General features: G+C 54.7%; 24 protein-coding genes. 15 read left to right on the top strand and 9 right to left on the bottom strand.

The annotated features are described in order from the left end of the window. The first annotated feature begins 3 nt into the window (after positions 1-3). A complete protein-coding gene (locus tag ACRZ96_RS10770) occupies positions 4-1,095 on the top strand; it encodes an aminomethyl transferase family protein (protein WP_480814509.1) in 1,092 nt (363 codons plus the stop codon). Between the two features lie 223 nt (positions 1,096-1,318). On the opposite strand, the gene ACRZ96_RS10765 is transcribed toward ACRZ96_RS10770, so the two are convergent. Further along, on the bottom strand, positions 1,319-2,224 hold the full coding sequence (locus ACRZ96_RS10765) for a LysR family transcriptional regulator (RefSeq protein ID WP_480814508.1): 906 nt from the start codon (positions 2,222-2,224) through the stop codon (positions 1,319-1,321). Between the two features lie 138 nt (positions 2,225-2,362). Here ACRZ96_RS10765 and ACRZ96_RS10760 point away from each other — a divergent pair, with 138 nt between their 5' ends. Both ACRZ96_RS10760 and ACRZ96_RS10755 read left to right on the top strand, forming a co-directional pair. After that, positions 2,363-2,983 carry an HD domain-containing protein gene (locus ACRZ96_RS10760; RefSeq protein ID WP_480814507.1) on the top strand — a complete coding sequence of 207 codons (621 nt, stop codon included), beginning with the start codon at positions 2,363-2,365 and terminating at the stop codon, positions 2,981-2,983. An 11-nt stretch (positions 2,984-2,994) separates the two neighbouring features. Next, complete coding sequence (locus ACRZ96_RS10755; RefSeq protein ID WP_480814506.1) at positions 2,995-4,125, top strand: aromatic ring-hydroxylating oxygenase subunit alpha; 1,131 nt, start codon at positions 2,995-2,997, stop codon at positions 4,123-4,125. Between the two features lie 396 nt (positions 4,126-4,521). Here ACRZ96_RS10755 and ACRZ96_RS10750 read toward each other — a convergent pair whose 3' ends face one another. After that, the gene (locus ACRZ96_RS10750; RefSeq protein ID WP_480814505.1) at positions 4,522-5,457 is read right to left on the bottom strand and encodes a helix-turn-helix transcriptional regulator; all 936 of its coding nucleotides are present in this window, start codon (positions 5,455-5,457) and stop codon (positions 4,522-4,524) included. A gap of 193 nt (positions 5,458-5,650) precedes the next feature. Between ACRZ96_RS10750 and ACRZ96_RS10745 the strand changes: the two genes are divergently transcribed. Both ACRZ96_RS10745 and ACRZ96_RS10740 read left to right on the top strand, forming a co-directional pair. After that, the gene (locus ACRZ96_RS10745) at positions 5,651-7,219 is read left to right on the top strand and encodes an arylsulfatase (protein ID WP_475229596.1); all 1,569 of its coding nucleotides are present in this window, start codon (positions 5,651-5,653) and stop codon (positions 7,217-7,219) included. A 277-nt stretch (positions 7,220-7,496) separates the two neighbouring features. Then, positions 7,497-8,801, top strand: coding sequence for a hypothetical protein (locus tag ACRZ96_RS10740; protein ID WP_480814504.1), 1,305 nt, complete (start codon positions 7,497-7,499; stop codon positions 8,799-8,801). Positions 8,802-9,141: 340 nt separating this feature from the next. Here ACRZ96_RS10740 and ACRZ96_RS10735 read toward each other — a convergent pair whose 3' ends face one another. Both ACRZ96_RS10735 and ACRZ96_RS10730 read right to left on the bottom strand, forming a co-directional pair. Next, positions 9,142-10,053 carry a homocysteine S-methyltransferase family protein gene (locus ACRZ96_RS10735; protein ID WP_480544860.1) on the bottom strand — a complete coding sequence of 304 codons (912 nt, stop codon included), beginning with the start codon at positions 10,051-10,053 and terminating at the stop codon, positions 9,142-9,144. Between the two features lie 213 nt (positions 10,054-10,266). Further along, positions 10,267-11,181, bottom strand: coding sequence for an NAD(P)-dependent oxidoreductase (locus ACRZ96_RS10730; RefSeq protein ID WP_480814503.1), 915 nt, complete (start codon positions 11,179-11,181; stop codon positions 10,267-10,269). 75 nt (positions 11,182-11,256) lie between these two features. On the opposite strand from ACRZ96_RS10730, the gene ACRZ96_RS10725 reads away from it, so the two are divergent. Then, complete coding sequence (locus tag ACRZ96_RS10725) at positions 11,257-12,150, top strand: LysR family transcriptional regulator (RefSeq protein ID WP_480814502.1); 894 nt, start codon at positions 11,257-11,259, stop codon at positions 12,148-12,150. A gap of 88 nt (positions 12,151-12,238) precedes the next feature. Here ACRZ96_RS10725 and ACRZ96_RS10720 read toward each other — a convergent pair whose 3' ends face one another. The 3 genes from ACRZ96_RS10720 to ACRZ96_RS10710 form a co-directional block, all read right to left on the bottom strand. Then, complete coding sequence (locus tag ACRZ96_RS10720) at positions 12,239-12,634, bottom strand: nuclear transport factor 2 family protein (RefSeq protein WP_480814501.1); 396 nt, start codon at positions 12,632-12,634, stop codon at positions 12,239-12,241. A gap of 234 nt (positions 12,635-12,868) precedes the next feature. Further along, positions 12,869-13,816 (bottom strand): DMT family transporter, encoded by a 948-nt coding sequence (locus ACRZ96_RS10715; protein WP_480814500.1) that lies wholly within the window; start codon positions 13,814-13,816, stop codon positions 12,869-12,871. A gap of 246 nt (positions 13,817-14,062) precedes the next feature. Further along, positions 14,063-14,989 carry a DMT family transporter gene (locus tag ACRZ96_RS10710; protein WP_480814499.1) on the bottom strand — a complete coding sequence of 309 codons (927 nt, stop codon included), beginning with the start codon at positions 14,987-14,989 and terminating at the stop codon, positions 14,063-14,065. Positions 14,990-15,347: 358 nt separating this feature from the next. Between ACRZ96_RS10710 and ACRZ96_RS10705 the strand changes: the two genes are divergently transcribed. From ACRZ96_RS10705 to ACRZ96_RS10695, 3 genes are all read left to right on the top strand, one after another. Then, positions 15,348-15,653 (top strand): ArsR/SmtB family transcription factor, encoded by a 306-nt coding sequence (locus ACRZ96_RS10705; protein ID WP_480814498.1) that lies wholly within the window; start codon positions 15,348-15,350, stop codon positions 15,651-15,653. A 221-nt stretch (positions 15,654-15,874) separates the two neighbouring features. Further along, positions 15,875-16,207 carry a YegP family protein gene (locus ACRZ96_RS10700; protein WP_480814497.1) on the top strand — a complete coding sequence of 111 codons (333 nt, stop codon included), beginning with the start codon at positions 15,875-15,877 and terminating at the stop codon, positions 16,205-16,207. A gap of 305 nt (positions 16,208-16,512) precedes the next feature. Then, entirely contained in the window at positions 16,513-16,830 is a 318-nt protein-coding gene (locus ACRZ96_RS10695) for a bactofilin family protein (RefSeq protein WP_480814496.1), read from the top strand. Between the two features lie 138 nt (positions 16,831-16,968). Here ACRZ96_RS10695 and ACRZ96_RS10690 read toward each other — a convergent pair whose 3' ends face one another. Then, positions 16,969-18,309: a DUF7986 domain-containing protein gene (locus ACRZ96_RS10690; protein WP_480814495.1), complete on the bottom strand. Its 1,341-nt coding sequence runs from the start codon at positions 18,307-18,309 to the stop codon at positions 16,969-16,971. Between the two features lie 120 nt (positions 18,310-18,429). Further along, entirely contained in the window at positions 18,430-18,645 is a 216-nt protein-coding gene (locus ACRZ96_RS10685; RefSeq protein ID WP_480814494.1) for a DUF6429 family protein, read from the bottom strand. Positions 18,646-19,521: 876 nt separating this feature from the next. Between ACRZ96_RS10685 and ACRZ96_RS10680 the strand changes: the two genes are divergently transcribed. The 6 genes from ACRZ96_RS10680 (at position 19,522) to ACRZ96_RS10655 (ending at position 24,056) form a co-directional block, all read left to right on the top strand. Beyond that, positions 19,522-19,773 (top strand): WGR domain-containing protein, encoded by a 252-nt coding sequence (locus ACRZ96_RS10680; protein ID WP_480814493.1) that lies wholly within the window; start codon positions 19,522-19,524, stop codon positions 19,771-19,773. Positions 19,774-20,294: 521 nt separating this feature from the next. Then, complete coding sequence (locus tag ACRZ96_RS10675) at positions 20,295-20,699, top strand: DUF3768 domain-containing protein (protein WP_480814492.1); 405 nt, start codon at positions 20,295-20,297, stop codon at positions 20,697-20,699. 220 nt (positions 20,700-20,919) lie between these two features. Next, positions 20,920-22,785 (top strand): ParB/RepB/Spo0J family partition protein, encoded by a 1,866-nt coding sequence (locus ACRZ96_RS10670; protein WP_480814491.1) that lies wholly within the window; start codon positions 20,920-20,922, stop codon positions 22,783-22,785. 116 nt (positions 22,786-22,901) lie between these two features. Further along, positions 22,902-23,195 (top strand): type II toxin-antitoxin system RelE/ParE family toxin, encoded by a 294-nt coding sequence (locus tag ACRZ96_RS10665; protein WP_170417791.1) that lies wholly within the window; start codon positions 22,902-22,904, stop codon positions 23,193-23,195. Positions 23,196-23,200: 5 nt separating this feature from the next. After that, on the top strand, positions 23,201-23,491 hold the full coding sequence (locus ACRZ96_RS10660) for an addiction module antidote protein (RefSeq protein ID WP_480814490.1): 291 nt from the start codon (positions 23,201-23,203) through the stop codon (positions 23,489-23,491). Between the two features lie 22 nt (positions 23,492-23,513). After that, positions 23,514-24,056, top strand: a complete 543-nt coding sequence (locus tag ACRZ96_RS10655) for a hypothetical protein (protein WP_480814489.1) — start codon at positions 23,514-23,516, stop codon at positions 24,054-24,056. Positions 24,057-24,600 lie beyond the last annotated feature (544 nt).

The raw sequence follows: 24,600 nt of genomic DNA, 5'->3' as shown, positions 1-24,600 counted from the left end.
CCCATGACCGAAGAGCTTAGCCGCACATCCGCCCTTGCCTCACGCCACACCGCGCTTGGCTCTGGGCTGGAGGACTGGAATGGGATGGGCACCGCCTGGACCTATGACACCGATCCCAATGATGAACACGATGCGGTTCGCGAGCGCGCGGGCATGTTCGATATGTCGCCTTTGAAAAAGGTGTTTGTGCGCGGGCCAGACGCTCAGGCGGTTCTCGATCACCTGACCACGCGGGACCTGTCGAAACTAGCGCCAGGAAAGGCGGCTTACCTATGTGTTCTCACCGATCAAGGCGGGATCGCCGATGACGCGATCGTGTCGAACAACGGCGGGGACGAGTGGATGATCGTGCACGGTTCGGGCGACACGATGGCGCTTTTGCAGGCTTCGTCGGAGGGGCGCGATGTTCAGGTGCAGTTCACCGATGATCTGCATGATCTGTCGGTGCAGGGACCTGCGTCGCTGGATATTCTCAACGCGCATACGGATATCGACTTGGGCACTCTGGCCTATTTCGAGCATGCGCCTGCGGTGCTTTTTGGTCATTCTTGCCGGATTTCACGCACCGGATACTCCGGCGAACGTGGCTACGAGATCTTTGCCGATGGCTCGGTGATCACCGACATCTGGGACAAACTGGTCGAGGCCGGCGTCATGCCCTGTTCCTTCACTGCGCTCGACAAGGTGCGGATCGAAGCGGGCCTGCTGTTCTACGGCTACGACATGACCGAGGAGAACACGCCTTGGGAGGTGGGACTTGGCTTCACGGTGAGCAGAACCAAGGGCGATTTTCGCGGCAAATCGGCGGTCATGGCGGCGAAAGGGGCCGAGAAGGTCAACAACGTTTGTCTGGATATCGACCATCCGGACATGGTCGAAGGCGGTGAAATGCTGACGTTGGACCGTCGGGAAGTCGGCACGATCAACAGCCCCTGCTATTCGCACCGGATGGGTAAATCCCTAGCGCTGGCCCATGTTGACCCCAGTCTTATGGTGGGGACCTCTCTCATCGTGTCAGGCGAAGGTCTGGAAACAACGGCCACCATCACCTCCAGTCCCATCTATGACCCTGACAAGTCGCGGACGCATAGCTGACATAGCCTGCACATTCGGGCGAAGGGCGACATTGAGACCGTCCTTCGCGCAACTATGAGAAGCTTCGGCTGAAAATCGATGGTCAAGCCAGCCGTTCGACGATGCTGCAATCACCAAGAGTGACCGCAAATCTGTTGGTAGCAGTCATCGTTTCGGCAACCTTCGATGACGCTCTTCTATCATCATCTTTGACCAACGGTAGAATTTGGATGCGACCTGCACCCTATTGAAAGAACTCATCAAGCACTGATTGCATCAACTTCATAGTATGCTGCCGTATCTGGTCGGCAAGAGGTTTCGCAAAGAGGTTGTCCGTACTTTCGTTGATGGCGACGAAATATCTCTCGTTTGCGTCTACGTATCCCTTGTAAGGCATGACCAGATCGCCATTCAGCAGATGGGGAGCCGCCATTAGCAAGCTTGTCAGCACCAACCCGGCCCCGCAGAGTGCGAAATCGAGGCCAAGCCCATGCGAGTCCACCACATGCACCTCGCCTTCCGGCTTGGGCAGTTTCAGAGCGGTGGCCCATCTTTCCCATGTTTCTGAAATGGCGGCAGTCTGAATTCGTGGCGCGGAACAGATGTCAGCCCATCCAGGCGGTGCTTCAAAGAAGCTCGGAGCACATACGACCACGACACGGTCCGGGCACAGTTCGAGCGCGCCTTTTCCCGCAAGGCCGTTCGAGCCAAAACGGACTTCCAGATCCGCGTCCGAGTTCAAATAATCGTCATGCCACAGAGTTGTTCTGATCCGCATGCGCAGATTGGGGTGCATGTCGAGGAAGCCGGGCAGTACAGGTGTGATGTAAGCCCGTGTGAAACTTGCGCTGGCCGCAATCTTGAGCTTCTTCGCCTGTTGTTGGCTGTCAAACTCGGCAATCAAGCGTGTCAGCCCGCCAATCGATTCCGAAACCTGCGGTAACAGCCTCCTGCCTGCGTCGGTCAGTGCCAGCCCCCTGGGGCGCCGTTCGAACAGCGTCATGCGGAACCGGTGTTCCAATAGCTGAACTTGCTGACTGACGGCAGGCTGGGTCAGCCCGAGTTCCTGCGCTGCCACGGTCATGTTCAGATGCCTGGCGGCCGCCTCGAACGCCCGGAACCAAGCCAGAGGAGGGAGTTTGGAGGTCATGAGAAAGCACCATAGACATAATTCATACTTATGCTTTTGACGGAACAAAAATGATTTGTCGATCAACTCAAACAATTAGATTTTCGAAAGCAATACGTGGGCAAGCATCTATGTACGCGCAAATTCAAGGATAGCTCTATGGATCAGGTGAAATTTAGACAGATGAAGGATGGAGATAAGGAGGATTATGCCTTTCTCGACGATTTGGAGCGCCAATACTGCCAAGGTACGGCCGACCGTCTGCTGGATGCGCTAGAGCAGCTCGACAAAAGCCTCTCAGGATATCAGGTCACGAGACTGGGCCATTCGGTACAATCGGCGACGCGAGCCTGGCATGACGGGGCAGATACCGATTGGATCGTCGGGGCTTTGCTGCACGACATCGGCGATATCTATGCTCCACATAACCATGACGAATATGCGGCCACCATTTTGAAGCCCTTCCTGCGCGAACAGGTCACCTGGTGCGTGCGCACGCATGGCGATTTCCAACTGGTTTACTTCGGCGAGCATGTCGGAGCCAATCCAGATAAACGCGAGGCTCATCGCGGAAGCATTTATTTCGATGATTGCGCGGAATTCTGTGAACGCTGGGATCAATCCAGTTTCGATCCTGACTATCCCAGCAAACCGCTTGGGTTCTTTGCGGATATGGTGCGCCAGGTTTTTGATCGTCCCGCCTATGATCCGGCTGTTCTACAGCCAGGCGTTCGGGTGCCGTTGACCAATGGCGCCTTGGCCGAAACACGCAAAGCCTGAGAAAAACGCAAATGAACAAGATGCATGATCCCGATCTCGCCAACTGCGCCAAACCGGCCGAGGCCGCCTCGTCGATTCCGCCGGTTTACTATGTGTCTGACAGCGTGGCTTCGGACGAGGCTGAAACCGTGTTTCGGCGCGGCTGGATCGGCGTAGGGCGGGCGGATATGGTCCGCGTGCCTGGTGATTTCATCACGCTGGATATTGCCGGACAAAGCATCATCCTGCTACGAGACAAGACCGGCCAATTGCGCGCCTTTGCCAATAGCTGCCGCCATCGTGGGGCGCGCCTGATCGACGGAACCGGCAGTTGCAAGGGGCTGCGCTGCCCGTTTCATTCCTGGTTCTACGGGCTTGACGGCAAGCTGGTCGCTGCGCCGCATATGGAGCGCGCTCAGGATTTCGACAAAGCTGATAACGGCCTGATCTCCTACAGGGCCGAAGAACGGTTGGGTTTCGCCTTTGTCTGCCTGTCGCCAAATGCCCCCGAGCTCGATGCCTACCTCGGGGATTTCGCCGAACTGCACGCCCCGTGGCCAATGGATCAACTCGTAACGGTCCGCAGACAGGAAGTCGAAGTAGACTGCAACTGGAAGATCTTCCTCGAAGTGTTCAACGAATACTATCATCTGCCGTTTGTTCACGCGGATTCAATAGACAGCGTCTATGACAAACCGGATGCTCCAGATGTCGTAACCGGTGCCTATGCCAGTCAGTTCGGCGCAACCGAAGGTACCGGGGGTCTGCTTGAGGCCGATCAGGACAAATCCCTTCCCGAAATACCCGGACTGACAGGTAAGGCGCGTAAGGGCGCTCGCTATACATGGATCTTCCCGAATATGACCTTCGCCGCGAACCGCGATGCTTTGTGGTGCTATGAAGCCTATCCGCTTGGCACGTCCAAATGCCGAGTGGTCCAGACGTCCTGTTTCCCGCCTGAAACCATCGCTTTGCCCGACTTTGGCGAGAAAGCGGCGGCCTATCTCAAACGCATGGATGCCGCGCTCGACGAAGATATCGAAGCACTCGTAAACCAACAGAAGGGCTTGGCATGCCCGGACGCAAGACCGGGCCGGTTTCAACCGGACCTGGAGCCAAACGTGGCTGCCTTTGCGCGCTGGTACAGTGGTGTTTGGATTTAACCAAATCCGTGTTTCCCAGCAAGAATAACACGCGTGTCGGCGAAGCGCGATAGCGTAGGTGGCCGTGGAGCCGCAGCGAACGGCGGCACAGTCCGGCTCTTCGATAGTCGATCCCGTTTGCGACGAAAGGGAGGATTTGATTTGTCCTCTCGGACTGACCTTCATTGACTGCTCTGGTAGCACATGCTGCTTCACAGCGAAAACCACGCCGCGGTCGCGAGCGAATGCTGCGTCAGCAAACACCCGACAGGGCAACTGCTGCAAAGTCCGCAGAGCGGTCACTGAGACTGAACGCAGCGAACGGCTGCTCTGAGCCCGAAACTACCGAATGCTGCATAGCATTTGAATGGCAGCTTTCCAGAACTAGTGTCTATGAAACTGAGGTGACCAAAACCACTATCGCATATACTTTTGCCTAAATTCCTGCGGTGTTTGGCCTGTACGGGTTCTGAAGAATCGCGTGAAGGCAGGAGAATTGGCATAGCCCAATTCAAAGGAGATCTCGGTTATCGAGATTGAGGGGTCAGTAAGCATCGCCTCAGCTTTTGAAAGGCGTGCGTCTGAGACCAACTGACGGTGAGAAAGGCCCAACCATTTGAGATGCCTTCGATAAGTGCGAGCACTCATTCCAAATGCTCTGGCCATGCTCTCCGTCAAGCATTCTGGTGCCGCACGACCAAGGAAAGTCTCAAGACAAGCACGCATCGAATAGACACCTGCTTCCTGCATGCCAACATTCGTACCCGTAGCTTCACCGTTGCGAACTATGCCGCTGGTCCCGCCAAGCAGTTCATCCAAATCGAAAGCCAAGCCCATTGTGTGTTGGCTGAGAGTTATTGGCAGTTCACGCCATGCGCCTGGAAGGTCCGCTTTTTGAACATGGCTGGACAATCGCAGAGCACGAGGCCTGACCTTGCGGCCGACAACCCGCCGCACCGATTGCAATCCAACTTCCAGGTTATATTGCTGCACTGGCCAATTGTCAGTGAAGTCGGTGGTGCCCGCCGTACGCAACAACCATATTCGTGCGCCATCGCGCTCGGTCAGGAAGGCCGCGCCATAGAGAATTGCGGAGATGCGTCGTGCGATGTGCTCGACCGCTTCGACACCGGTTATTGAACGTGAAAGGGCAATATTGGCCACAGATGTCTGCTCTGACGCGGATGGTGTTCGGAGAGTCTCTATAAAATAAGTCGGGTGTTTGATATGGCGGTCGAGCTTTACCATGAACTTCTCGGCGGCGCGCAATGAAATGATGCCGCGGGGCTGAGAAACAATGGATCCTGGCAGTCCCGCATCCTCAGCCAACCGCTCAACTTTCGACAGCGGCAACGGAACGGCGTCAAAAAAGGGTTGCGCAACCGACGCTTGGACCGAAGCAAATGGCGTCATAGCAGGCCCCCACTGCAAATCTTCTGGCGACGGCTTCCATCGGCCTGACAAACGGACGTGGCCGGAAATGGTAAGCAGAACCACCAGAGAATGGCTAACATGCTAGCACAGTTTGTTTATTAGGGAAGCAGATATGAAACCGAATAAGAACGCGAAACTGCTGTGCGTAGCGGCGGTTTCAGGAATCTCGATGATCGCTGCGGCGCTGCCTGCGCTGGCCCAGGAACAACCTAATATTCTTGTCATCTGGGGCGATGACATCGGCCAATTCAACATCTCCGCATACAACAATGGCATCATGGGATACCGCACCCCAAACATAGACCGACTTGCGGATGAAGGCGCAATGTTCACGGATTGGTATGGCGAGCAAAGCTGCACTGCAGGTCGCGCTGCTTTCATAACGGGTCAATCTCCGATCCGGTCCGGGCTGACAAAAGTAGGCCTTCCAGGCGCTCCAGAGGGTATGGACAAACGCGACCCCACCATTGCGACGGTTCTAAGCGCGCAAGGCTATGCAACGGGTCAGTTTGGCAAGAACCACTTGGGTGATCGGGACGAGCACTTGCCCACCAATCACGGCTTTGACCTGTTCTTCGGCAACCTTTATCACCTGAATGCGGAAGAAGAGCCCGAGAATGTCGACTATCCCCGCGACCTGGTTTTGGCAGATGGCCAAAGCTTTACGGATGTCTTCGGCCCTCGTGGGGTAATCCGCTCGTCAGCAGATGGGCAAATCGAGGACACCGGCCCTCTGACGCGTAAGCGCATGGAAACCGTCGATGAAGAAACGCTTGTTGCAGCATTGGACTTTATGGATTCTGCCGTTGAGCAACAAAAGCCTTTCTTCATCTGGTGGAATTCCACCCGTATGCATGTCTTCACGCACCTCAAGGAGGAAAGCGAAGGCGTTACGGGGCAGGGCATCTATGCCGATGGCATGGTTGAACATGACGGCCATGTCGGGCAGTTGCTGGACAAACTCGACGAGCTTGGCATCGCAGAAAATACCATCGTGATGTACTCAACTGACAACGGGGCAGAGACCTTCACTTGGCCCGATGGCGGCACCACCATGTTTAGAGGTGAGAAAAACACCCAGTGGGAGGGCGGTTTCCGTGTGCCGACAATGATCCGCTGGCCGGGCGTGACTGAACCGGGCACGATCATCAACGAGATCGGCGCGCATAACGACATGTTCACCACACTAGCAGGAGCCGTGGGACAAACTGAGATCAAGCAGCAGTTGCTGAGCGGGGTAACTATCGGCAACAAAGAATACAAGGTACACTTGGACGGGTATGATCTGGGCCCCGCGTTGCGGGGTGAGGCGGACTGGCCGCGCAACGAGTTCATCTACTGGACAGATGATGGCTCCGTGGCGGCACTGCGGCGCGGAGATTGGAAAATCAATTTCCTTGAGCAGGAAGCCCACGGCTTCGATGTCTGGTCTGAACCTTTCAAGGTTTTACGTTTCCCCGCACTAACGAACCTGCGCATGGATCCCTTTGAACGAGCCAAGGAAGAAAACGCGATGGGTTATGTACGCTGGGCGGCCGAGCGTATGTATGTAATCGCGCCTGCCTCAGCTTACGTCGCACAATGGCTTCAGAGCTTTGAAGAATACCCACCACGCCAAGCGCCGGGCAGCTTCAACCTTGAGAATGTCATGGACATGGTTATGGCGGGTTCAAACCAATAATTCACCTGCCGATTGCTTAGCCCAGGTGCGAAGGCGACCTCTATATGGTCGCCTTCGTCACCGAGTATCCAAAGGACAAAGAGGGGCGCGGCATCTTCTTACTCGGCAAAGTCGTTCAAGTGGTGAAGCTGAATAATTGCGTGGGGCTCGTTCGAAAAAGCATACAACAAAGAAGAAATGACTTCGCAGTTTGTTTTTAAAAGAATGATTACTAAAGTTGATTGCAGTCTGACGAAGCTAAATTTGAACTCACAACTGCCCGTAATTTCTCAATAGCATGGTAGCTATGCCGGAAGCGCTCTCAAAAACTGACCTGATAAAACTGACGCAGCAGATACAGAGGGGTGAACGCGTGGCTGCGGAAAGCGTCCCTGTTTTTCTGGAGCATAAATTCCCGGAAAATACTTCTTTTGGGAGGTTCATGTTAAAAGTTGCCGGTTGGATATCTTTGTTTTTCGCCTCAGTTCTGGTGATCTTTCCTGAAGTCGGCGAGAAATTGATAGAAATCCTTCCTGATTTTTTCTTGCTGCCGGAACGACTGGCGAAAGCTCTGGATTATCTATGGGGCCTCGTTGGTAAACCGGTGAAAAAACAGCACCTTATGTATCATTTGCCAAACATAATAATCTACGCATTTGGGGTGGCGGGGATTCGATTGCTTTGGCGGAAAATTCACAGGAATAACTGGAAGGACCAAGTCGAGGATGCCCAGAAGAAGCTCAAAACCCAGATCGAAGAGGGTACAGGACGGTTCAGTTTTCACGCTGGTTTCTCTCTTCTGTTTGTTGGGGAGGGCGACCGAATTGCCAAAAGTCTTGTGTTAGACGATCCGTTTGTTGGCCCTACGATTTCTTCGAAAAGACCTGATTTTTCCCCTCTTTGGGGAACCTTAACTCCGGGCGACGGCGATGGTGGCTTAGAGCGTGTGTTGGAACAGTTCAATTCTCACGAGGCAGGTGAGTACTTATTGTTCCCCGTCGTTGATACGCACCTGTTTTTGCCTGGCCCAAAAGAGTACGACGTGCCACCACATCGCATAGAAATAGCGGTTCGGCGAATTAGAGAGTTTGAGAAATCAAAAGGTTGGAAGAAGAAACGAATACTGATCGTCGGAGATCGAGAACAAACAAGCCAATTCGCAACCACTTCAGGGGACGGGATTTTCAGTTCGGAACATGACACCGTAACGTTGCAAACAATTGCTGAGAAGTATGAGAATATTTCTCTAGTCGACCCCACGGATGTCACTCTGCGAAGGATTGTCGATATTGCAGACGGACGCCACATACTATTTCGAGCATCGACAGAAGGGGTGGAAAAGTATGGCTCTGCATTCTACCACAGATTGTCGCGTCTTGGCTATGAGCCCAAGCGCGATGGTTATTTGACGGTTGGCTACGATATTTCAGATCTCGAAACAGAACATCAGATTGTGGCCACAGGAAGTTCAGACTATTTGCCTGTAATTCTTTCAAGAGAAATTTTCGATCTATTGTCCGAAGAATACGTAAACTTGGGTGACTTTATTTTCGTCCCGCATCTTATCAAACGAGAATTACAGATTCTAGTGAAGGAAAACTAGACTTCATCACCCGGTCAATTGACGCAGTGAAATTTATTGCATTCCTGATTGCCGACTATGCTGGTTTTTTGGGATCAGCAAAGTCTACTCTTGAATGTCCGGTTTGGGCCGCGAGCGGTCCTCAGCAACCACTGAGCTAACGGCAAATTTGTCCCGCATGGCGAAACTCCGTCCGGCTTTCAGTTTCGCACGCGCAGCGAATGGCAGCTTTGGTGAAGCTGCATTGCGGCACCACCTGACAAGATGAGAGTCCGGTTTGGGCCGCTTATAACAAGTGGCGGAAAGAAATCACGGTATCACCTTAGATATCAGCGCTATCGCTCAGATTGAACTAAGTTGGCTACGCCAATTCGCTGGCCATCGATTTCAGGTGGCGCATGTCGGTGCCGCAGCACCCTCCAAATACTTGGATCGACGGATTCTGCCTCGCAATCGAGGCAATCTGTTTACCAAGTTCAGCTGGATCGCCTTCGTCCAGCTCATCTGCTTCGTCAAGTTCCGCATGCGAGCAACTCGAAGCGTTTGCCACCATGCCTTTAAGTCGGGGGTGGTTGCCAAGCGCTCCGGCGAAATGGGTCGGATGAGCGCAGTTGACCATAAAAAACAGCGCCGCCGAGTCGGTTGCATCGTCGATCTGATCAATTCCGTCCACAAGTTTGGTCCCGTCCGCCAGACACCCGTCCGTTTCGACAACTAGAGACATGATGATCGGCAGATCTGCGTCTCGGGCAGCGAGGATGCATCCCGCAGCCTCACTTGGACGGTTGAACGTATAAGCGGTGACCAGGTCGACGCTTGTGTCTTTCAGGCTGTGCATTTGAGCGGCGTGGTATTGGCGTGCATCTTCGACCGTCACCGGAGGGATGTCGGCGTAAGGGTCATAGCGCGGGCCGATACAGGCCGACACCAGTACATCATCGCGAGCGGCAGCCTGGCGCACCTCCTCCATTAGACTGACCGCATCTTTGTTCACCTCAACGAGCCGGTCTGTATCGTACCCCAACGGCGCTGCCCGATCGGCGTTCGCCATCCATGTGGGTGCATCAAGGATGCATCCGACACTCATTTCATGGGCGAGATCGACAAGTGCCTCCATTTGACCGGCCAGTATTGCCCTGGTGCCAGGTTCTTCCAGCAATGGAAACGATGCGAAACCGGGTAAATCAACGCCATGATTGAATATCAGGTCGGTGCCAGTGCCGGCATAAACCAAAAAGGTTTTGTCACCTTCGAGCGGGAACTGTCGCGCCATTCTGATCCACACCTATTGACGTCAAGTCTTCATAGATACCTACATTATCTCGGGTCTCCTGTGAACCTTAGTGCGGCGACAGAGTGTATTCCGTGAGCATGTCCTCATTTTCCCGGGCATCTCTCAACCGCAGCGAAATTCTCCTTCGGCGGGCCACACTGCAGCGTCATCAAGCCTTAGCCAATGGCAGGTTTGGACCGGAGCCTTTTTGCGTCAGGCATCCGCCATATGCTGGACCAGTGAGGTCAGCTGTCTGTCGCCGTGGCCATCGTCCCAAGCCGTTTTGGTGCGGTCATGCATCAACTGGATGAAATCAGCGGGCGCATTAAGTGAGAGATAGGTCTTCAACGTATCCTCTTGCGCCATAGCGTAAACCTTCAGGGAGGCTTCGGCATTGTCGTAATCTTCAAACGGAACAGTTCTGGCAAAGAGATCATGGTAGTCATTGACCAGTTTGATCGTGGCAGGGAGTTGGTCGGCATAAACCTGCATCGGGATGCCCGCTTTTTGGCAGACAAGTGCACCGTAGATCATTCCGAACATGAACCCCTGTCGAACCGTGAAGAGGCCGGCAAAGAGCGCGGCAAGTGCCGTTGGTTTCTCTCCAACTTGGGCGGACTTTCCACCCAATTCTCTGATGATACTGCCATAGCGGTCCCAGGTTGCGGCACTGCCCACCGCAAGGATTGTGGTTTCGTCACCACCAATGCCGGAGGGGTAGGCATTAATCATGCCCAGCATGTAGCCAGCCCCCTGTTTCTTTAGAATGGCGACCAGTCTATCAGCATCCGAGGTATCGCCCGTGCTCATGTCGCAGATGGTCTTACCCATTAGCGAAACACTCAGCCCGTTGACCAGTTCAACAGTTTCCTTGTGGCTCTTGATACAGATGATGACAAATTCAGCAGCTGCGATGGCATCATTCGGCGAAGAGCAGATCGTGGCGCCCGCCTCAGCAAAAACCTCTGCCTTTTCCGACGTGCGGTTCCAAACGCTGACTTCGTGGCCCGCCTTGAGCAGGCAATGCGCCAGTGCTGCCCCCATGTTTCCCAGTCCCAATACAGCAAGTTTCATGATGTTGGTCTCCTGTATCCGCCAATAAATTCTTGCACCAACATGCGCCGGCATTGGGGGATCACATAGTTGTAAATTCTTCTATATTGTTAGATGATCTTACTTATGGATTGGCGCACGCTTCCCTCTTTGACATCTCTCAGAGCCTTCGCCGCCGCTGCCGAGTCGCGAAATCTGACCCGGGCGGCAGAGGCACTGAACGTGACCCATTCCGCAGTCAGCCAGCAAATCCGCGGGCTCGAACAACAGCTCGGCACTCGGCTTATCACTCGTACCCGACATGGCATTTCTCTGACGTCGCAAGGCGAATTCCTGTCAGCTGGCCTGCTTGAAGCCTTCGCTGAAATGGCCTCCGTGACCGAGAGCGTGTCGAGTGCAGAGGCGGTTCGACCGTTGGTGGTTAGCGCGACTCCGATGTTTTCAAGCGCGTTCCTCATGCCGCGTCTGTCGACGTTTATTGACGAATTCCCCAATATCGAATTGAGGATCGATTCAACGATCCAGGCTGTCGACCTCAAGCCGGGCGGAATTGATATGGCCATCCGATACGGAACAGGTCACTGGCAAGGGCTTGTCTCGCAGATGCTGCTGCCAGGCTGTCTGACGGTTGTTGCGTCCCGCGAACTAATCGGAAACCGGGTGCTCACGACTCCTGCAGAATTGCTTGATTTCACGCTTCTTCAGGAACAAGCGTCAGTCGAGTTTGACCTGTGGTTAGAAAAAGTCGGAATTCCGACCGACGCCGACCGGAGAGTTGTCCGCGTGCCGGGCAATATGCTGCTGGATGGCATCCGTCGCGGTGATGGTATCGGGGCGACGGTACCGGCTTTTGTTTCTGACGAGTTGAAGTCGGGACAACTCGTGGCGCTGTTCGACGATCCAATACCGCAGATCGGCTACTACCTTGTCACGTTGCCGGGCCCGGTTCGACCAGCGGCAAAACTGTTCATGCGGTGGCTCTCGAAATCAATTACCGAATATGAGAAAAGCCTTTTCCGATGGACGCCCTCTCACTTGCTGTAGGCAGTAAAGAGCACCGACTACAGTCAAATTGGGTCTGACATACCGTATACGACTGTGCGTACAGGGCGCGAATTGGCGCCGGATATGATCATGTTCCCGCAACTTGGCGTTCATAATCCACACCATCATACCAACCAAGCGATTTGGTGACGTTCAGGTTGTCGTCTAAGTCCCATTCTTCCCAGCCCGAGAAACGAACACGGTTGCCAGTCTCTTTATGATGGCCTTCGAAAGTCCACGCATAGACCATATGGTGATCGGCGACGAGAACCGCGTCGAGGCTTAGAACGAGGTCAGGGAAGTCAGCCATAAATCCCGCCGCCATGTCGCCAATCTCCGTCCGGCTCTCCATTGGGTCGCCACCGTTCATTATCATGATTGTATGTTCAGCATATCTTCCGGCGACATCGCCAGGTGCCCGGTTTGTCCAAGCAGCGCAATGGTCTTGAGCTATGCGGTGGGCGGTTTGTACAACAGGTGTCATCTATATCTACGTGTTCTAAAAATCGCGAAAAATATGGTTACAGAAACGTTAGTCGGGTCTCTGAAAGCAATCAAGTTTGCTTAACAGCGCTTCTCAACGATGGCAGGTTTGTTCGCCTCACGACCATCCGCTTGTTGAAATTGCGGCGCTTTGAACGAACGGCAGTTCTCGGAAAGCCGATGGGTGAACTCTGAGAGATATCGAATGTCGGCTGTGGGCCGAGGGTGTGTAGCCTTAGATTGGAGGTACGGCGCGCTCGGTGACCAAACGTCTGGCTGTAACCCTTTCTCGATGTATCATATACAGCCCCGCACTGATAATGATGGCAATGCCAAGCAGGCTAAGCGTGTTCGGGAAGTCATTGAAGACAAGATAGCCGAACAAGGTCGCTACCGGCAGCTCAAAATACTGCAGCGGTGCCAGCGTGACGGATGGCGCAAAAGACAGCGCATAGGTCATCATCATGTGGCTCACCGTCGCGAAAAAGCCAGCTCCCAGAAGCCATAACAACGCGATGTCTGTCGGCCAAATGGGATCGAACAGATCAGAGCCGGAACCTTGCGCAATTATTAGGGCTGGAATGCAAAACAGGCTGGCTATCAGGCCGGTGTGGAATTGCAGGGTCACGGGGTGCACCCGACGCGACAATCCACGTGTCACAAGAATGTAGAAAGCGAAGGCAACTGCCGTGCCAAGCGGAATAATGGCAACTGCGCCGAAAGCCGCGAAACTGGGTTGGATGACGAACAACACCCCGACAAATCCCACAAGCGCCGCGCCGACGCGACGCGGGCCGACATCTTCGCCAAGATAAAACTTGCCAACCAACAAGACGATGAACGGGGCCACAAACACGATTGCCAGCGCATCGGCAAGGGGCATCACCCGGATTGCGGCAATGAAGCAAAACGTTGCGAACACCAACAGCAATGAGCGGAAAACAAGCACCATCACCTGGTCGTTCGCCACGCGCAATGACAGTCCCATTATCCAGATAAACGGTGCCATCAACGCGCATTGCACCACAAACCGGGCAGCCGTAATCTGCCCAACCGGCACACTGGCCGATGCGAGTTTCGCAGACACATCCAGCAAAGGAGCGGTTAGGCAAAATCCCAGCATCAGTGCAACGCCGACAAGGATGCGATCTGTAGATTGAGGTATGGGATCAGCAGAGGTCATCGCATTATTTATCGATGTCGCCAAATGCGTGTCTGTTCTCAATGCGACGACAGGCAAAAATCATGCAATCCACGAGTTCGGGTGGGTTAGGATTTGCACTCGCGGCGAATGTCTCCTCTGACGGGCGCGCCGCAGCGACGTGGAGGATAGGTCAATGTCCGCGATGGGCCGATCCTTTCCGCGGCAACTCGGTCCGTTGTCTTGAAAATGCTGTAACCGATCTAACGGCCGCGAAGAGCCCCAACGCTACCTCTCAGGCTCCTTGCTGATCACGGTTGTCACGGTTCGAGTTGACCGACTTTGCGTGAGAGCTATCGCACCCAAAACCAGCGCGCAGGCAAATGCCTGAGCACCCGTGATTACTTCACCGAATGCAAGAACGCCAACAGCAAACATCGTGGGCAGTTCAATGCTTCCGACAACAGCAGTGCGCGCTGCCCCAATGATAGGTGAACAGATCGTGTAAATCAGCTGTGGAACAAGCGCGGTCGCAAGGCCGAGCCCGACAATTAGAAACCAATCGTCCCCACCATTTGGTAGGATTTCACCGATCTCGGACGAGAGAATGAGAGGGGCGAGGCCAACGACCGACCCAAGCGAGACTGATGCCATTCTCGCTAAAGGGGCAATACGTGACAGGCGATGAACGAGAACACATATACCGAAGCCAAATCCGAAAGGTGCCGCTAATGAAACGAGAAGAGTTGGAATTTGGTCCGGAGGCACAGATGCCGGAGACCCTGCGATTATCGCAGCGACAACGATCAATCCAGCAGCAATGAGGCTGCGCCGCGTTGGTTTATCACCAAAAAGCACCCATGCTATGGAAATCGTAAACACCGGATAGGTCATGTAGAGAACGCCAACCGTCGATGCAGGAACAGTTTCAAGAGCAGTAACATAACCGACCCAGCCAAGACCCATTACTACGCCTGCAACCATACCCCAGACGATTTCCCGCCACTTTGAGCGATGCATCACAAGTGCAGGCAAAAGGATAACCGCTGCCAAGATGTACCGATAAAAAGCAACAGCATAGGGAGCGAGACCCTGATCGGTGAGCCCACGGCTAAAGTAGGGTACAAGGCCAAAACAGATGGATGCAAAAAGCACTCCGAGGGCCGCAAGGGCATAGGAAACGGCGTTCCGTTTGGCTGAGGTTAGTTGGTTCATTGCTGACAACTAACACGCTACATCGCGGATGACATTATCAAGACAAATGAGCGGCATCTTTGCTCCGCAGACAGTGAGTTCGATTGCCGTCTAATTTCGCGATTGCGGCGAATGTCCGGTAAGCGGGCAGCGACCGCGGCAGCAATGGAGGAGGTCGGATGTCAGCAATGGCCGATGGTGAGCGCCTCATGTTCAGTGAGGTTTTCAAAATATAGGTTCCTGCTGAGTTTCCCGGAGCGGGCATCGTTTTATCGGAGCCAATCCACTGGTTGGGCGGTAATCGGCGAATTTTTCGCCGTGTCGAGACAGTGCTTAGAGATCGTGATATCAAGATTTATCGTTCTTTTGGGAGCGCCACTTGAAACCCGATCTCAGCAAAAACGCCCTTGAGGCGACCGATTTTTTAAAAGCCATGGCGCATGACGGTCGTTTGCAGATCTTGTGCCTGCTTCTTGGCGGTGAGAAATCTGTCAGCGAAATCGAAACCACCTTCTCTATGCGGCAGGCAGCAGCTTCCCAGCAGCTGTCACGTCTGCGCCTCTCTGGTTTGGTTGCGTCAAGGCGCGACGGGAAAAGCATCTACTACAGGATTGCGGACGAAAGAGTGTTGGCGATTGTGGAGGTCCTGTACGATCTGTTTTGTAGCGAAGATGTGGAAAAGTGATCTGCATTCTATAAGGAGTTGACAGGTCTGGACCAAATCGGACTGACGAAAACGCAGCGCCGTTTGCGGGTCTTTTCAAAGCAACTAGTTTGAGACGATGAACTCAGTACGCCAACTCACCAACTCGATGATATAGTTTTTCATATTTTTGCCTTGTGACTAACCGGTGAACATAGCAACGTCGTGTTGAATTTTGGTTCAACTATAAAGAGGTAGATCACATGGCTGCGAAATTTGAAATCTTTGAAGATAAAGCGAGAGAGTTCCGGTTTCGGATCAAAGCCGGAAATGGCGAGATTATCTTGGCCAGCGAAGGTTATGTACAAAAAGCAAGTGCCGAGAACGGTATCGAGTCAGTGAAGACAAATGCGCCAAATGACGACCGGTACGAGCGTAGGGAGACGAAGTCAGGCGGGTATATGTTTAACCTCAAAGCCAGCAACGGGCAGGTGATCGGCACCAGCGAGAGCTATACCAGTGCATCCGCTCGGGATAATGGAATTGAGTCCGTAAAACGAAATGCGCCAGACGCGCGTGTGGAAGACCTGACCTGATCAGACAATGGCTAGCAACAGCCGTTGGTTCCTCGCGTTCATCCTATTACCGCGAATATTTCAAACAATTGTTGAGATTTGTGCGCCGTTCTGACGACGCTCGCAGGACATTGTAAATTCAGCTTTCCGCGCGCATCTGCCTTATACGCTCCGCGTTGACTTCTGCTGCCGAGAACGGAAGTCCGACAAGAATATCCGTCGCTAGAGGCGGATCTTCGCCCTGGGATCAAGTCACTTTCGACACAGGTGGTCAAATCCAGGCTTGCGTCTTAGGGTCGCCGTTGACTCAAGCAGAGGATCTCAATGTGGCCAGCTCAATAGTTGAAGAAGACCTGACAATCGAAGGCAACGTCAAGTCAAACGGTGGAGGTGTTGACGTCAAGGGCAATGTGATTGGGGATGTCAGCGCTGACTCGATCACTGTTCAATTGAGCGGATCCGTCGCTGGCGCGTTGTCGGCCAAAAAGATCACGATAGAAGGCAAGCACAATGGCAGCTTGAGTTGCGACGATCTGAAGCTAGCATCGACTTCAAGGGTTCAGGCTGATGTCGTGGCCAGAACGATGGAAACCGAGAGTGGTGCCAGGGTTGTGGGCAAGGTCGAAATCACCGGCGAACAATAGGGCCGTTCCGGCAAGGTTCCGTGGCAAGGACGGGCATGAGTCTTTACGATCGACCGGCACTTGAGAAACCTTTGGTCGGCTTGCACCATGCCGTAATGACCGCCGTCTGGAAAACCGTTTTCCCAAACGCAAACCGGATCATTTCCGGTACTCTGACAGACCGAGCTCGTCCCACATCCAGCTGAAATCATAGTCTGCAACGGGCGAGCCTGTCTGCCGGGCACTGCGGTTTTCGACTGTCTTGAGCCAGTCAATTACCGCCTTCTTGCCCTTGGCACCGCGAACGGCCTGGCGGGGGGTCTTGTCATCCAGGGCCGGGATCGGCTGATCAAGCGTCTCACGGTAATGCCGATCTAGATATTCCTGTGCGAGCTGCTGGGCTAGCGCAGGAGGGTTGTCTTCGTCCACAGCGGGTCCCGTCTCGGGATTATCCTTTGCCATCATCTGTTCAACGGTCTGGGTCGCCGTCAGCGGCGGCTTCACCAGATCTCCAAGCAGCTCGAGGATATATGCTTCGCCGCGTCTCGCACGTGCGACGGAATCTACAGACAGTGTCAGCGCTCTGCCTTTTAGCGACAGAGATCCGAGGACAGCAGTGCCAGACATCGACTTGTCCAGAACCTGCTCGGTCGCGCGTCGCGGGCCACGTGCGTTGTCCAAAGCCAGCCATGTCCATTCTTTCTGATCTGAGGCCACGAGGTCAGCGGCCTGTAACAATCTCTCTGAAACTCGGTTTTGAGTAACCCCGGTGGCGAAAGGGAAGCGCAGTTCGTGGAAAACCAGATCGTCGCCATCGCTATTGCTGACCTGCGGCGGTTCGGGATTCAACAGGTTTGGCAGATGTGCGAAGAGCCAGGCATTGGCGAACAGTGGGGCCGAGCGCCGTAACTGGTCCTGCGTCAGGCGCAGGTCATCTTCGGCGCTCAGTTTCAGGACGGACCGAAGCCCATCTTCGAACATCGAAAAGGCATCGGCGTTGAACGGAAGCAGCGCGCCCGAGATTACGTTGTGATCACCCTGCGGGACGATCCGGACAGCGATGCGGTCCCATTGTTGCAACATTTGCGTGGCACTGTGTTCCCGCACAGTGACCGGGTCCGCGTCTGAGAGCAGATCCGTCAGCACCATGGTTTTGCCCGGAACGACCTTGCTGACCTCGTAAAGGCTGACCGGCGCGTCCCGCAACCCCTCGATATAGGATCGGGTCTGGGCGCTCTCCTTCGATCCTTGCTGTTCGAGATAGGCATCTGCGGCGTTTTTCTTGTCAGGCCCGAAGCGTCTGCCCAGCAGATCCTCCAGCACGCCGCCCCACAGAACCATTGGCCAGTCGTCGCCAAGCACTTCGCCCAGCTCCTCGAAGTCGAGATCGAATGTTTCGAGGGCTGGCATGAAATGCTCTTCCAGGACATCCGCTAGCCGCTCGTGCCAGACATCGTCGCGGGTGATGAACCTTATGAGCCTGTCAAGATCATGTCCCATCGACCTGCGCCTTTCTTCATCAATGACCAAACATGTGCGACTTAGCGCAGATTACTGCCATCAGCCAGAGGTCAGACCTACACTGGCGTAGATTGCCTTGGTGGCCCCGCAGTGGAATAGCTATTGTCTGGTCTTCTGAACAAAGAGCTCTGTGAAGAACGCTTCTGATCGGCGCAGCCCATCCTCGCTCAGTACAACTGACTTCACCTTCCCTTTGGGGTCCAGGATCAGTCCTTTGTGGTGCAGACGGTCAAGCGTGCCCCAGTCAAAACCCTTCCAGGCACGCCGCCCGTCATGCAGCGTCAGCCAAAGCAATGCCAGAACCGCATCATCCACCTAGTCTTCATCAACGTCCATGACCGCAGCGGACGCAATCAGGGCCGGGTCCGTCAAGGTTTATTGCTGTCGATCCAGCGGGACATCAATGAGCGATCCCGAAAGCACTCATCCGGAACAGCGCTGCGCTTGATCCGCGCAGTGCGTTCTGCAAAAGCCACCTGTTTGGCGCTTGGTCGGGTATCACGTGCACGCGGCGCTGAGCGCTTAAACGTACAAGAGACATCACAGATAATTGAATATTAATTGCATGAACTTATGCATAAGAATAGCGTTAAGGTGCATGGTACAAGTATGAAAAGTCGAGACTGCAATTTCCAAGGAAAAGCTGAATTGCCGGGTTTAGAGGCAGTGCTTTCCGATGGATATTGCGATCACTGTGGCGTAACGGCGTCAGAATTGTCGCGCGTTGGGGAAACCCTCGAAATCTGCGGGGAAGAACGAAGAACATTGTTTTGACTACGAGACGCGTGAAAGTGTCGAAACGCCCGTTGCATTGTGCCCTACCTGTCATGCAGCCAACCATTTGGATGCGAACCAACAACACAACCCATGTCATATTTCCGCACGGCGGAGTCGCGAAGAATTGGGTTGACCTTCACTCATTCTGGCCAAGTAGAGCGACAAGCATTGTGCAAAACAGGAAACTTGAATTCTCAGTTCCACCGTTTTGAGTGCTTGTCCAATTCCTCAATCTTTGAGCAGGCCGGTGCTTCCGGGAAGTTCTTTTCTGCGTGAGCACAGTCTTTCAAAGGAGAAAACTGTGCGAATGTTCGTTCACTAGATGTAGGTCCCATTGAGGATTAGAATCCATTCTGACGAATGGATCTCGCAAAGTCATTGGACAGAGGATCTGAATTGACCGACAATCGCATCATGGAACTGACAGACACCACACCTGTCCACCTGATCCATGTTGACCCGGACGTTAACATGGCGCGGTTCTATGGAATAGAATTGCAGCCGACGCTGTTTGGAGAAATGTCCGTGTTTCGCACCTGGGGACGTATTGGCACAAACGGGCAAGCCATGATGGTGACGTATGATGACGAAGCCTTGGCTAGTGAAGCGCTCCACAATCTCGAAAAGCAAAAGCGCCGTCGAGGGTATATTCCGGTCGGTGAGTGACTTCGGGTTGCAGTCTGTTTCTGTTGCAAATCCCGAGCCTTTCGGCTCGTGAGCAGGCTCTAGGTTTCAGCCGACGTATCGGCTTCCACCCAAAACACCCCAGCATGATCTCCCTGACGCAGTAGCCCCTGAACCGTCTCTTGCGAGACGGGGCAGGGGCTTTGAGTCATGGTCGCTCCATTCCGTGGTGATCTGCCCTCCGGGTGACGATCCCTTTTGCGCTCCCGTTGGATCGAAGATCCTTTGGCTTCTTTTGTGGGTCAGGCGGGATTTGGGCAAGCCAAACGCCGCCGGACGTCAGGGGGAAGGCGCGGCCTCCCCCCTCGGACAAGACAAATAGACAAGACCGTGTCCTCGGCTGCGCCTGCGGGCCGCACCACTCTTGTCGATTTGTCCTGTCTCGCCCCTCTCCGCGTTCGCCACGTGGCAGGTTTTAGAGACGACGCCCTTTCAGGGCTCGGCTCAAAACCAGCACCAAAGGGGATCAGCCCCGAAGGTCGCATCACAAAGGAGAGACGGTTTTGGACATTGAAACGGAAAAAGACATCGAGACTGACACCAGCCTGCAGGCGGCAGAGATTGCAGCCCAGAATGACCTGTTTCGGAAAACGCTGATCGATCCGACTGCGGCGATCGAGATGCACTCCAAGGGCATTCAGGGACAGGTGTTCGTCACGCCGGACGTGTCCGGCGAAGGGGTGGAGTTTCAGACCGCGGCATTGGCTGCAGTGGCGTCGGATGACCAGTTCGACGAGGGCAATGACCCTTATGCCGATCACACATTCGGAACGGTGACGATCAACGGCCAGAAGCTGTTCTGGAAAATCGACCTTTACGACGCGGACTACAAATACGGCTCCGACCGTCCGTTTGATCCGGCAGTCACGCGCCGTGTTCTGACCATCATGTGCCCCAGCGAATATTGATCCCAATCACAAACCAGAAAGGAGGTGATGAAATGTCACAGAAACGATTGTTCCAACTCCGGCAGGAAGCCGTGGAACTGATCAAGAAGGGAGGTCTCTCCGCCAAGATCGGCCTCGCCTTCTTGAACCAACACGCAGCCATCTAAACGGCTCCGCTCTACCCCCAAGGCGGTAGGGCACCCTTACCACGATCTCAAACTCTGAAACAAGGATTTGCCCCATGAGCAAACTTGAAACATTCACCGCACCGGAAACTATCGAAACCGTATCCCTGTCCGGTCTCTACCTGTCTGATCTGAACCCGCGACAGGAAGTTGCCGAGGACGGCATTGCCCTCTTGGCCGACAGTCTGGTCATGTGTGGCCTGATCCAGAATCTGAGCGGGTTGCGTGATGCGGACGGAAAGGTTGCTATTGTTGCCGGTGGTCGCCGGTTGCGGGCTTTGAACATCGCCGTAAACGAGCGCGCCGAGCTGGCACAAGTTCCCGTGAAGGTCACCGATAACCCGTTTGTGGCCGAACAATGGGCCAATGCGGAAAACACCGCCCGCGAAGAACTGGACCCGGTGGACGAGGTCCGCGCCTATGGCAAGATGGCAGCAAAATCCCTGTCTGTTGCCAAGATCAGCAACGCCTTTGGCGTGACCGAAGCCCATGTGCGCCGCCGCCTCGCACTGGCTGATCTGCCCGTTGCCGTGCTGGACGCGCTCAAAGCCGGTGAGATCAGCATGGGACTTGCCAAAGCCATGACGGTGAGCACCGAGGAAGAGAAAATTCTGGAGGTGTTGGAACAGGCCAAGGCGTGCCGGTGGTTTAGTGAGCATGATGTCAAACAAGCCCTGATGTCGGAGGCTGTCAGCAGCACCAACCGCAAGGCCGTGTTTGTGGGGCAGGAGGCCTATGTTGACGCAGGCGGCACGGTCACCGCTGATCTCTTTGCCGATGAGACCCTGTTCAATGACGGTCAACTACTGGATCGCCTGTTTGCTGAGAAACTGGCGGCGGAAGCGGCGAAGCTGCGCGAGGTGAAAGGCTGGGACTGGGTGGACACCCATGAAGACAGCTACATTCCCTATGGGTTCTCGGGCATCGAAGGCATGCACCGTTTAGAGATGGTGAGCCGGGAGCTCAGCGAAGAACAGGCCCAACGCTATGACGAACTGGCCGAACTCTATGAGGGGGAGGCTCTGGACGCGGCTGGCGACAAGGAGCTGGCCGCGCTCGAAGATTATGCCGCGCCGTTCTATTCTGACGCGCAGCGCAAGCTGTCCGGTGTGTTTGTCTATGTCGGCAACAATGGCGAGATCAAAACATCCTCGGCCTATGTTGCGGCGGAACATGTTGAGGCCGCCATTGAGGCCGATGTTCTGGAACCAGTCAAAGAGACAGAGGTCAAAGAGGCACCAAAACCAGCCTATTCGCAGAAATTCATCGGCGACATGGTGGCGATCCGACTGGCAGCAGTGCAGACGGCCCTGCTGGACAAGCCTGACTATCTGTTGAGCCTGTTTGCCTTCTATGCCACCCCGGCCTCCGGTCTGACCTGCAACCTGTTTGGGTTTGGCTATGGTGGCGCTGAACGGAACACGCCGGAGATCGATGACCAGTTCATCCTCGACCCCCGCCTTGGCGGGGAACAGGATGCGGCGGCAGAGGCAGCCTATGACCAGTTCCACGAGATGGCCGCAAAAGGCAGCGTGGAGGCGTTCAAAGCGTTTCGCGATCTGGGCAAGAAGGTCCGGAATGGGGAGATCACAGCCTTTCTGGCCCGGCGGTTCTTGACCCAACGCGCGGAATTCATGGCTGAAATCGAGGCTGAGATTGGTGCGAACATGCGCGCGATCTGGACCCCGTCGGCTGAGAATTGCTTCAAGCGCCTGAAGGGCTGGCAGCTGGATGATCTCTACAAAGACCTGCTGGATTTGCACGGTGACACCGACATGTTCAAAGCCTTCGCGAAATCCAAGAAGGGTGCCAAGAACGAGGCGATGCACAAGCTTTTCAATGACCCGGAGCATCAGGCTGCACTGGGCGTGACCGAGGCGCAGAAGGCCCGGATTGATGCGTGGGCGCCGGACTGCTTCTGAAACTGGCAGGGCAGGGCGCAATGCGCCCTGCTTTTCAGCAATGATTTTTTGATTTTAGTTCAATGGTATAAGTTGTTTTGACTTGAAAGATTGTAGCCTGTAGGCTACATATAGGTATGATAGAAATTCGTAAGACGGACCTGTTCGACAAGTGGCTCAAGGGCTTGAAGGACCAAAGGGCGAGAGCCAGAATCTTGGTTCGCATCACGCGGTTGAGCCTGGGCAATCCCGGTGACGTAAAGCCGGTTGGTGAAGGTGTGAGCGAACTGCGTATCTCCGAAGGGAAGGGGTATCGGGTTTATTATGTGTCGCGCGGTGACGTTTTGATCGTTTTGCTTTGTGGGGGAGACAAGTCATCCCAGCAAGCCGACATCAAAACCGCCAAGGCGATGGCAAGAGAGTTGGAGTGAAAAACATGGGTGTCAAAACAACGAAGTTTGAAGCGGCTGACTATCTGGACAGCCCGGAAGCCATTCAAGCCTATCTTGAAGCGGCTTTTGAAACCAGCGACACGGCGCTGATCGCATCAGCACTTGGCGATGTTGCCAGGGCCAAAGGTATGTCGAGCGTAGCCGACAAGTCCGGCCTTTCTCGGGAAAGCCTCTACCGCGCACTTAGCGAAAACGGCAATCCCGAATTTGGCACGGTGCTGAAGGTGCTGAGTGCTGTGGGTGTGACTCTCACCCCGAAAATGCACGTGAATTAACCCACTTTAAAGGCCATCCATCATGTCCACCGATGCAGCCCCTTCTACGGTTGAAAAAGCCGCCCGTCGTGTTTGGAAATCCGCACAGATGTTTGTCGGGTTTCACACGGATCAGACGGGCAAGCCCCGCGAACAGCCGAAGCTCTGGCCGCCAAAAAACGGGAGCGCGTCGATCCATGGTGATCCCAGCGCGCAGGAGGCGATTGTTGTTGTCAAAGCCGCTGGTTCGGATGCTGCACAGGACGTGCAGATCAAGCTGCATCCAAACCGCATTGTTGTGCGCCGCGACGCAGAGATGTGGTGGCAAGGCGTGGCCGTGGATGAGCATTCCGTGACGGTTCGCATGGCCGACAATACGGTCATCGAAATCCGCCATGACGGCTCGGTGAAACGCCGCTCGGCAGAGGACGAAACCCATGTTGAAGCCGATGGCAGCATCTTCAAGTTCACCGAGTTTGCCGAGGCGCATATGACAGGTGACGGGGTGGAAATGACCCGGCGCACCGAGGATCGCATTGCCACGATCACAGCCGACGGTGTTGTCGATCGCGCGCGCAAGCGTTAGCCTGAGATCATTACCTCGAGATTTTCCTTCGGTTCAACTTGTGGCCCGCTTCGGTGGGCCTCTTTCTTGGAGCGGCATCGCGCGGCCTCCGCCCATGTGCTGGTCCCGCCGACATCCGTGCGTGAGATAGGTCACGTGGGTTGTCGTGTTATCTCAGCTAAATCCACCCCGCCAAATTGAGTCCGGCTGATCACCTGCTCCGCACATGCGCGGACCAGGGCCGGACCGTCCGGTCTTTGGCCTCCGCCAATTGGAAAGGGCGGTTTGCACCGTCCGTCATTCTTCACCCTTTGCGACGACGATCATACCGACCCAGAAGGGCCACCCTCAACTTAGAACTGAGCATCGCGCCTGTGTCAGATCGAGGGGAAGTTGCCGCCACAAACCACATCGCTTTGTTCGGATGACCCGTGCGCAGCGATCCCAGAAAGTCTTGCCTTTTCACTTGGCCTGACAGTTTCAAACCCGTTGCCGGAGATGATCCTCGGCTGCCGTGTTTCTGAGGTGATGAACATAAGCGGGCAGTCGGGGAAGACGCGCGGTG

It is taken from the genome of Ruegeria sp. CF1 (assembly GCF_056537445.1).
Note: the sequence above shows the minus strand (reverse complement) of the source record. Positions and strands in the feature narration are given on the sequence as shown.

Coding starts and splice junctions, on each gene's coding strand:
- ACRZ96_RS10770 (WP_480814509.1), top strand. CDS start 4: ATGACCGAAGAGCTTAGCCGCACATCCGCCCTTGCCTCACGCCACACC.
- ACRZ96_RS10765 (WP_480814508.1), bottom strand. CDS start 2,224: ATGACCTCCAAACTCCCTCCTCTGGCTTGGTTCCGGGCGTTCGAGGCG.
- ACRZ96_RS10760 (WP_480814507.1), top strand. CDS start 2,363: ATGGATCAGGTGAAATTTAGACAGATGAAGGATGGAGATAAGGAGGAT.
- ACRZ96_RS10755 (WP_480814506.1), top strand. CDS start 2,995: ATGAACAAGATGCATGATCCCGATCTCGCCAACTGCGCCAAACCGGCC.
- ACRZ96_RS10745 (WP_475229596.1), top strand. CDS start 5,651: ATGAAACCGAATAAGAACGCGAAACTGCTGTGCGTAGCGGCGGTTTCA.
- ACRZ96_RS10740 (WP_480814504.1), top strand. CDS start 7,497: ATGGTAGCTATGCCGGAAGCGCTCTCAAAAACTGACCTGATAAAACTG.
- ACRZ96_RS10735 (WP_480544860.1), bottom strand. CDS start 10,053: ATGGCGCGACAGTTCCCGCTCGAAGGTGACAAAACCTTTTTGGTTTAT.
- ACRZ96_RS10730 (WP_480814503.1), bottom strand. CDS start 11,181: ATGCCGGCGCATGTTGGTGCAAGAATTTATTGGCGGATACAGGAGACC.
- ACRZ96_RS10720 (WP_480814501.1), bottom strand. CDS start 12,634: ATGACACCTGTTGTACAAACCGCCCACCGCATAGCTCAAGACCATTGC.
- ACRZ96_RS10715 (WP_480814500.1), bottom strand. CDS start 13,816: ATGACCTCTGCTGATCCCATACCTCAATCTACAGATCGCATCCTTGTC.
- ACRZ96_RS10710 (WP_480814499.1), bottom strand. CDS start 14,989: ATGAACCAACTAACCTCAGCCAAACGGAACGCCGTTTCCTATGCCCTT.
- ACRZ96_RS10700 (WP_480814497.1), top strand. CDS start 15,875: ATGGCTGCGAAATTTGAAATCTTTGAAGATAAAGCGAGAGAGTTCCGG.
- ACRZ96_RS10690 (WP_480814495.1), bottom strand. CDS start 18,309: ATGGGACATGATCTTGACAGGCTCATAAGGTTCATCACCCGCGACGAT.
- ACRZ96_RS10680 (WP_480814493.1), top strand. CDS start 19,522: ATGGAACTGACAGACACCACACCTGTCCACCTGATCCATGTTGACCCG.
- ACRZ96_RS10670 (WP_480814491.1), top strand. CDS start 20,920: ATGAGCAAACTTGAAACATTCACCGCACCGGAAACTATCGAAACCGTA.
- ACRZ96_RS10665 (WP_170417791.1), top strand. CDS start 22,902: ATGATAGAAATTCGTAAGACGGACCTGTTCGACAAGTGGCTCAAGGGC.
- ACRZ96_RS10660 (WP_480814490.1), top strand. CDS start 23,201: ATGGGTGTCAAAACAACGAAGTTTGAAGCGGCTGACTATCTGGACAGC.
- ACRZ96_RS10655 (WP_480814489.1), top strand. CDS start 23,514: ATGTCCACCGATGCAGCCCCTTCTACGGTTGAAAAAGCCGCCCGTCGT.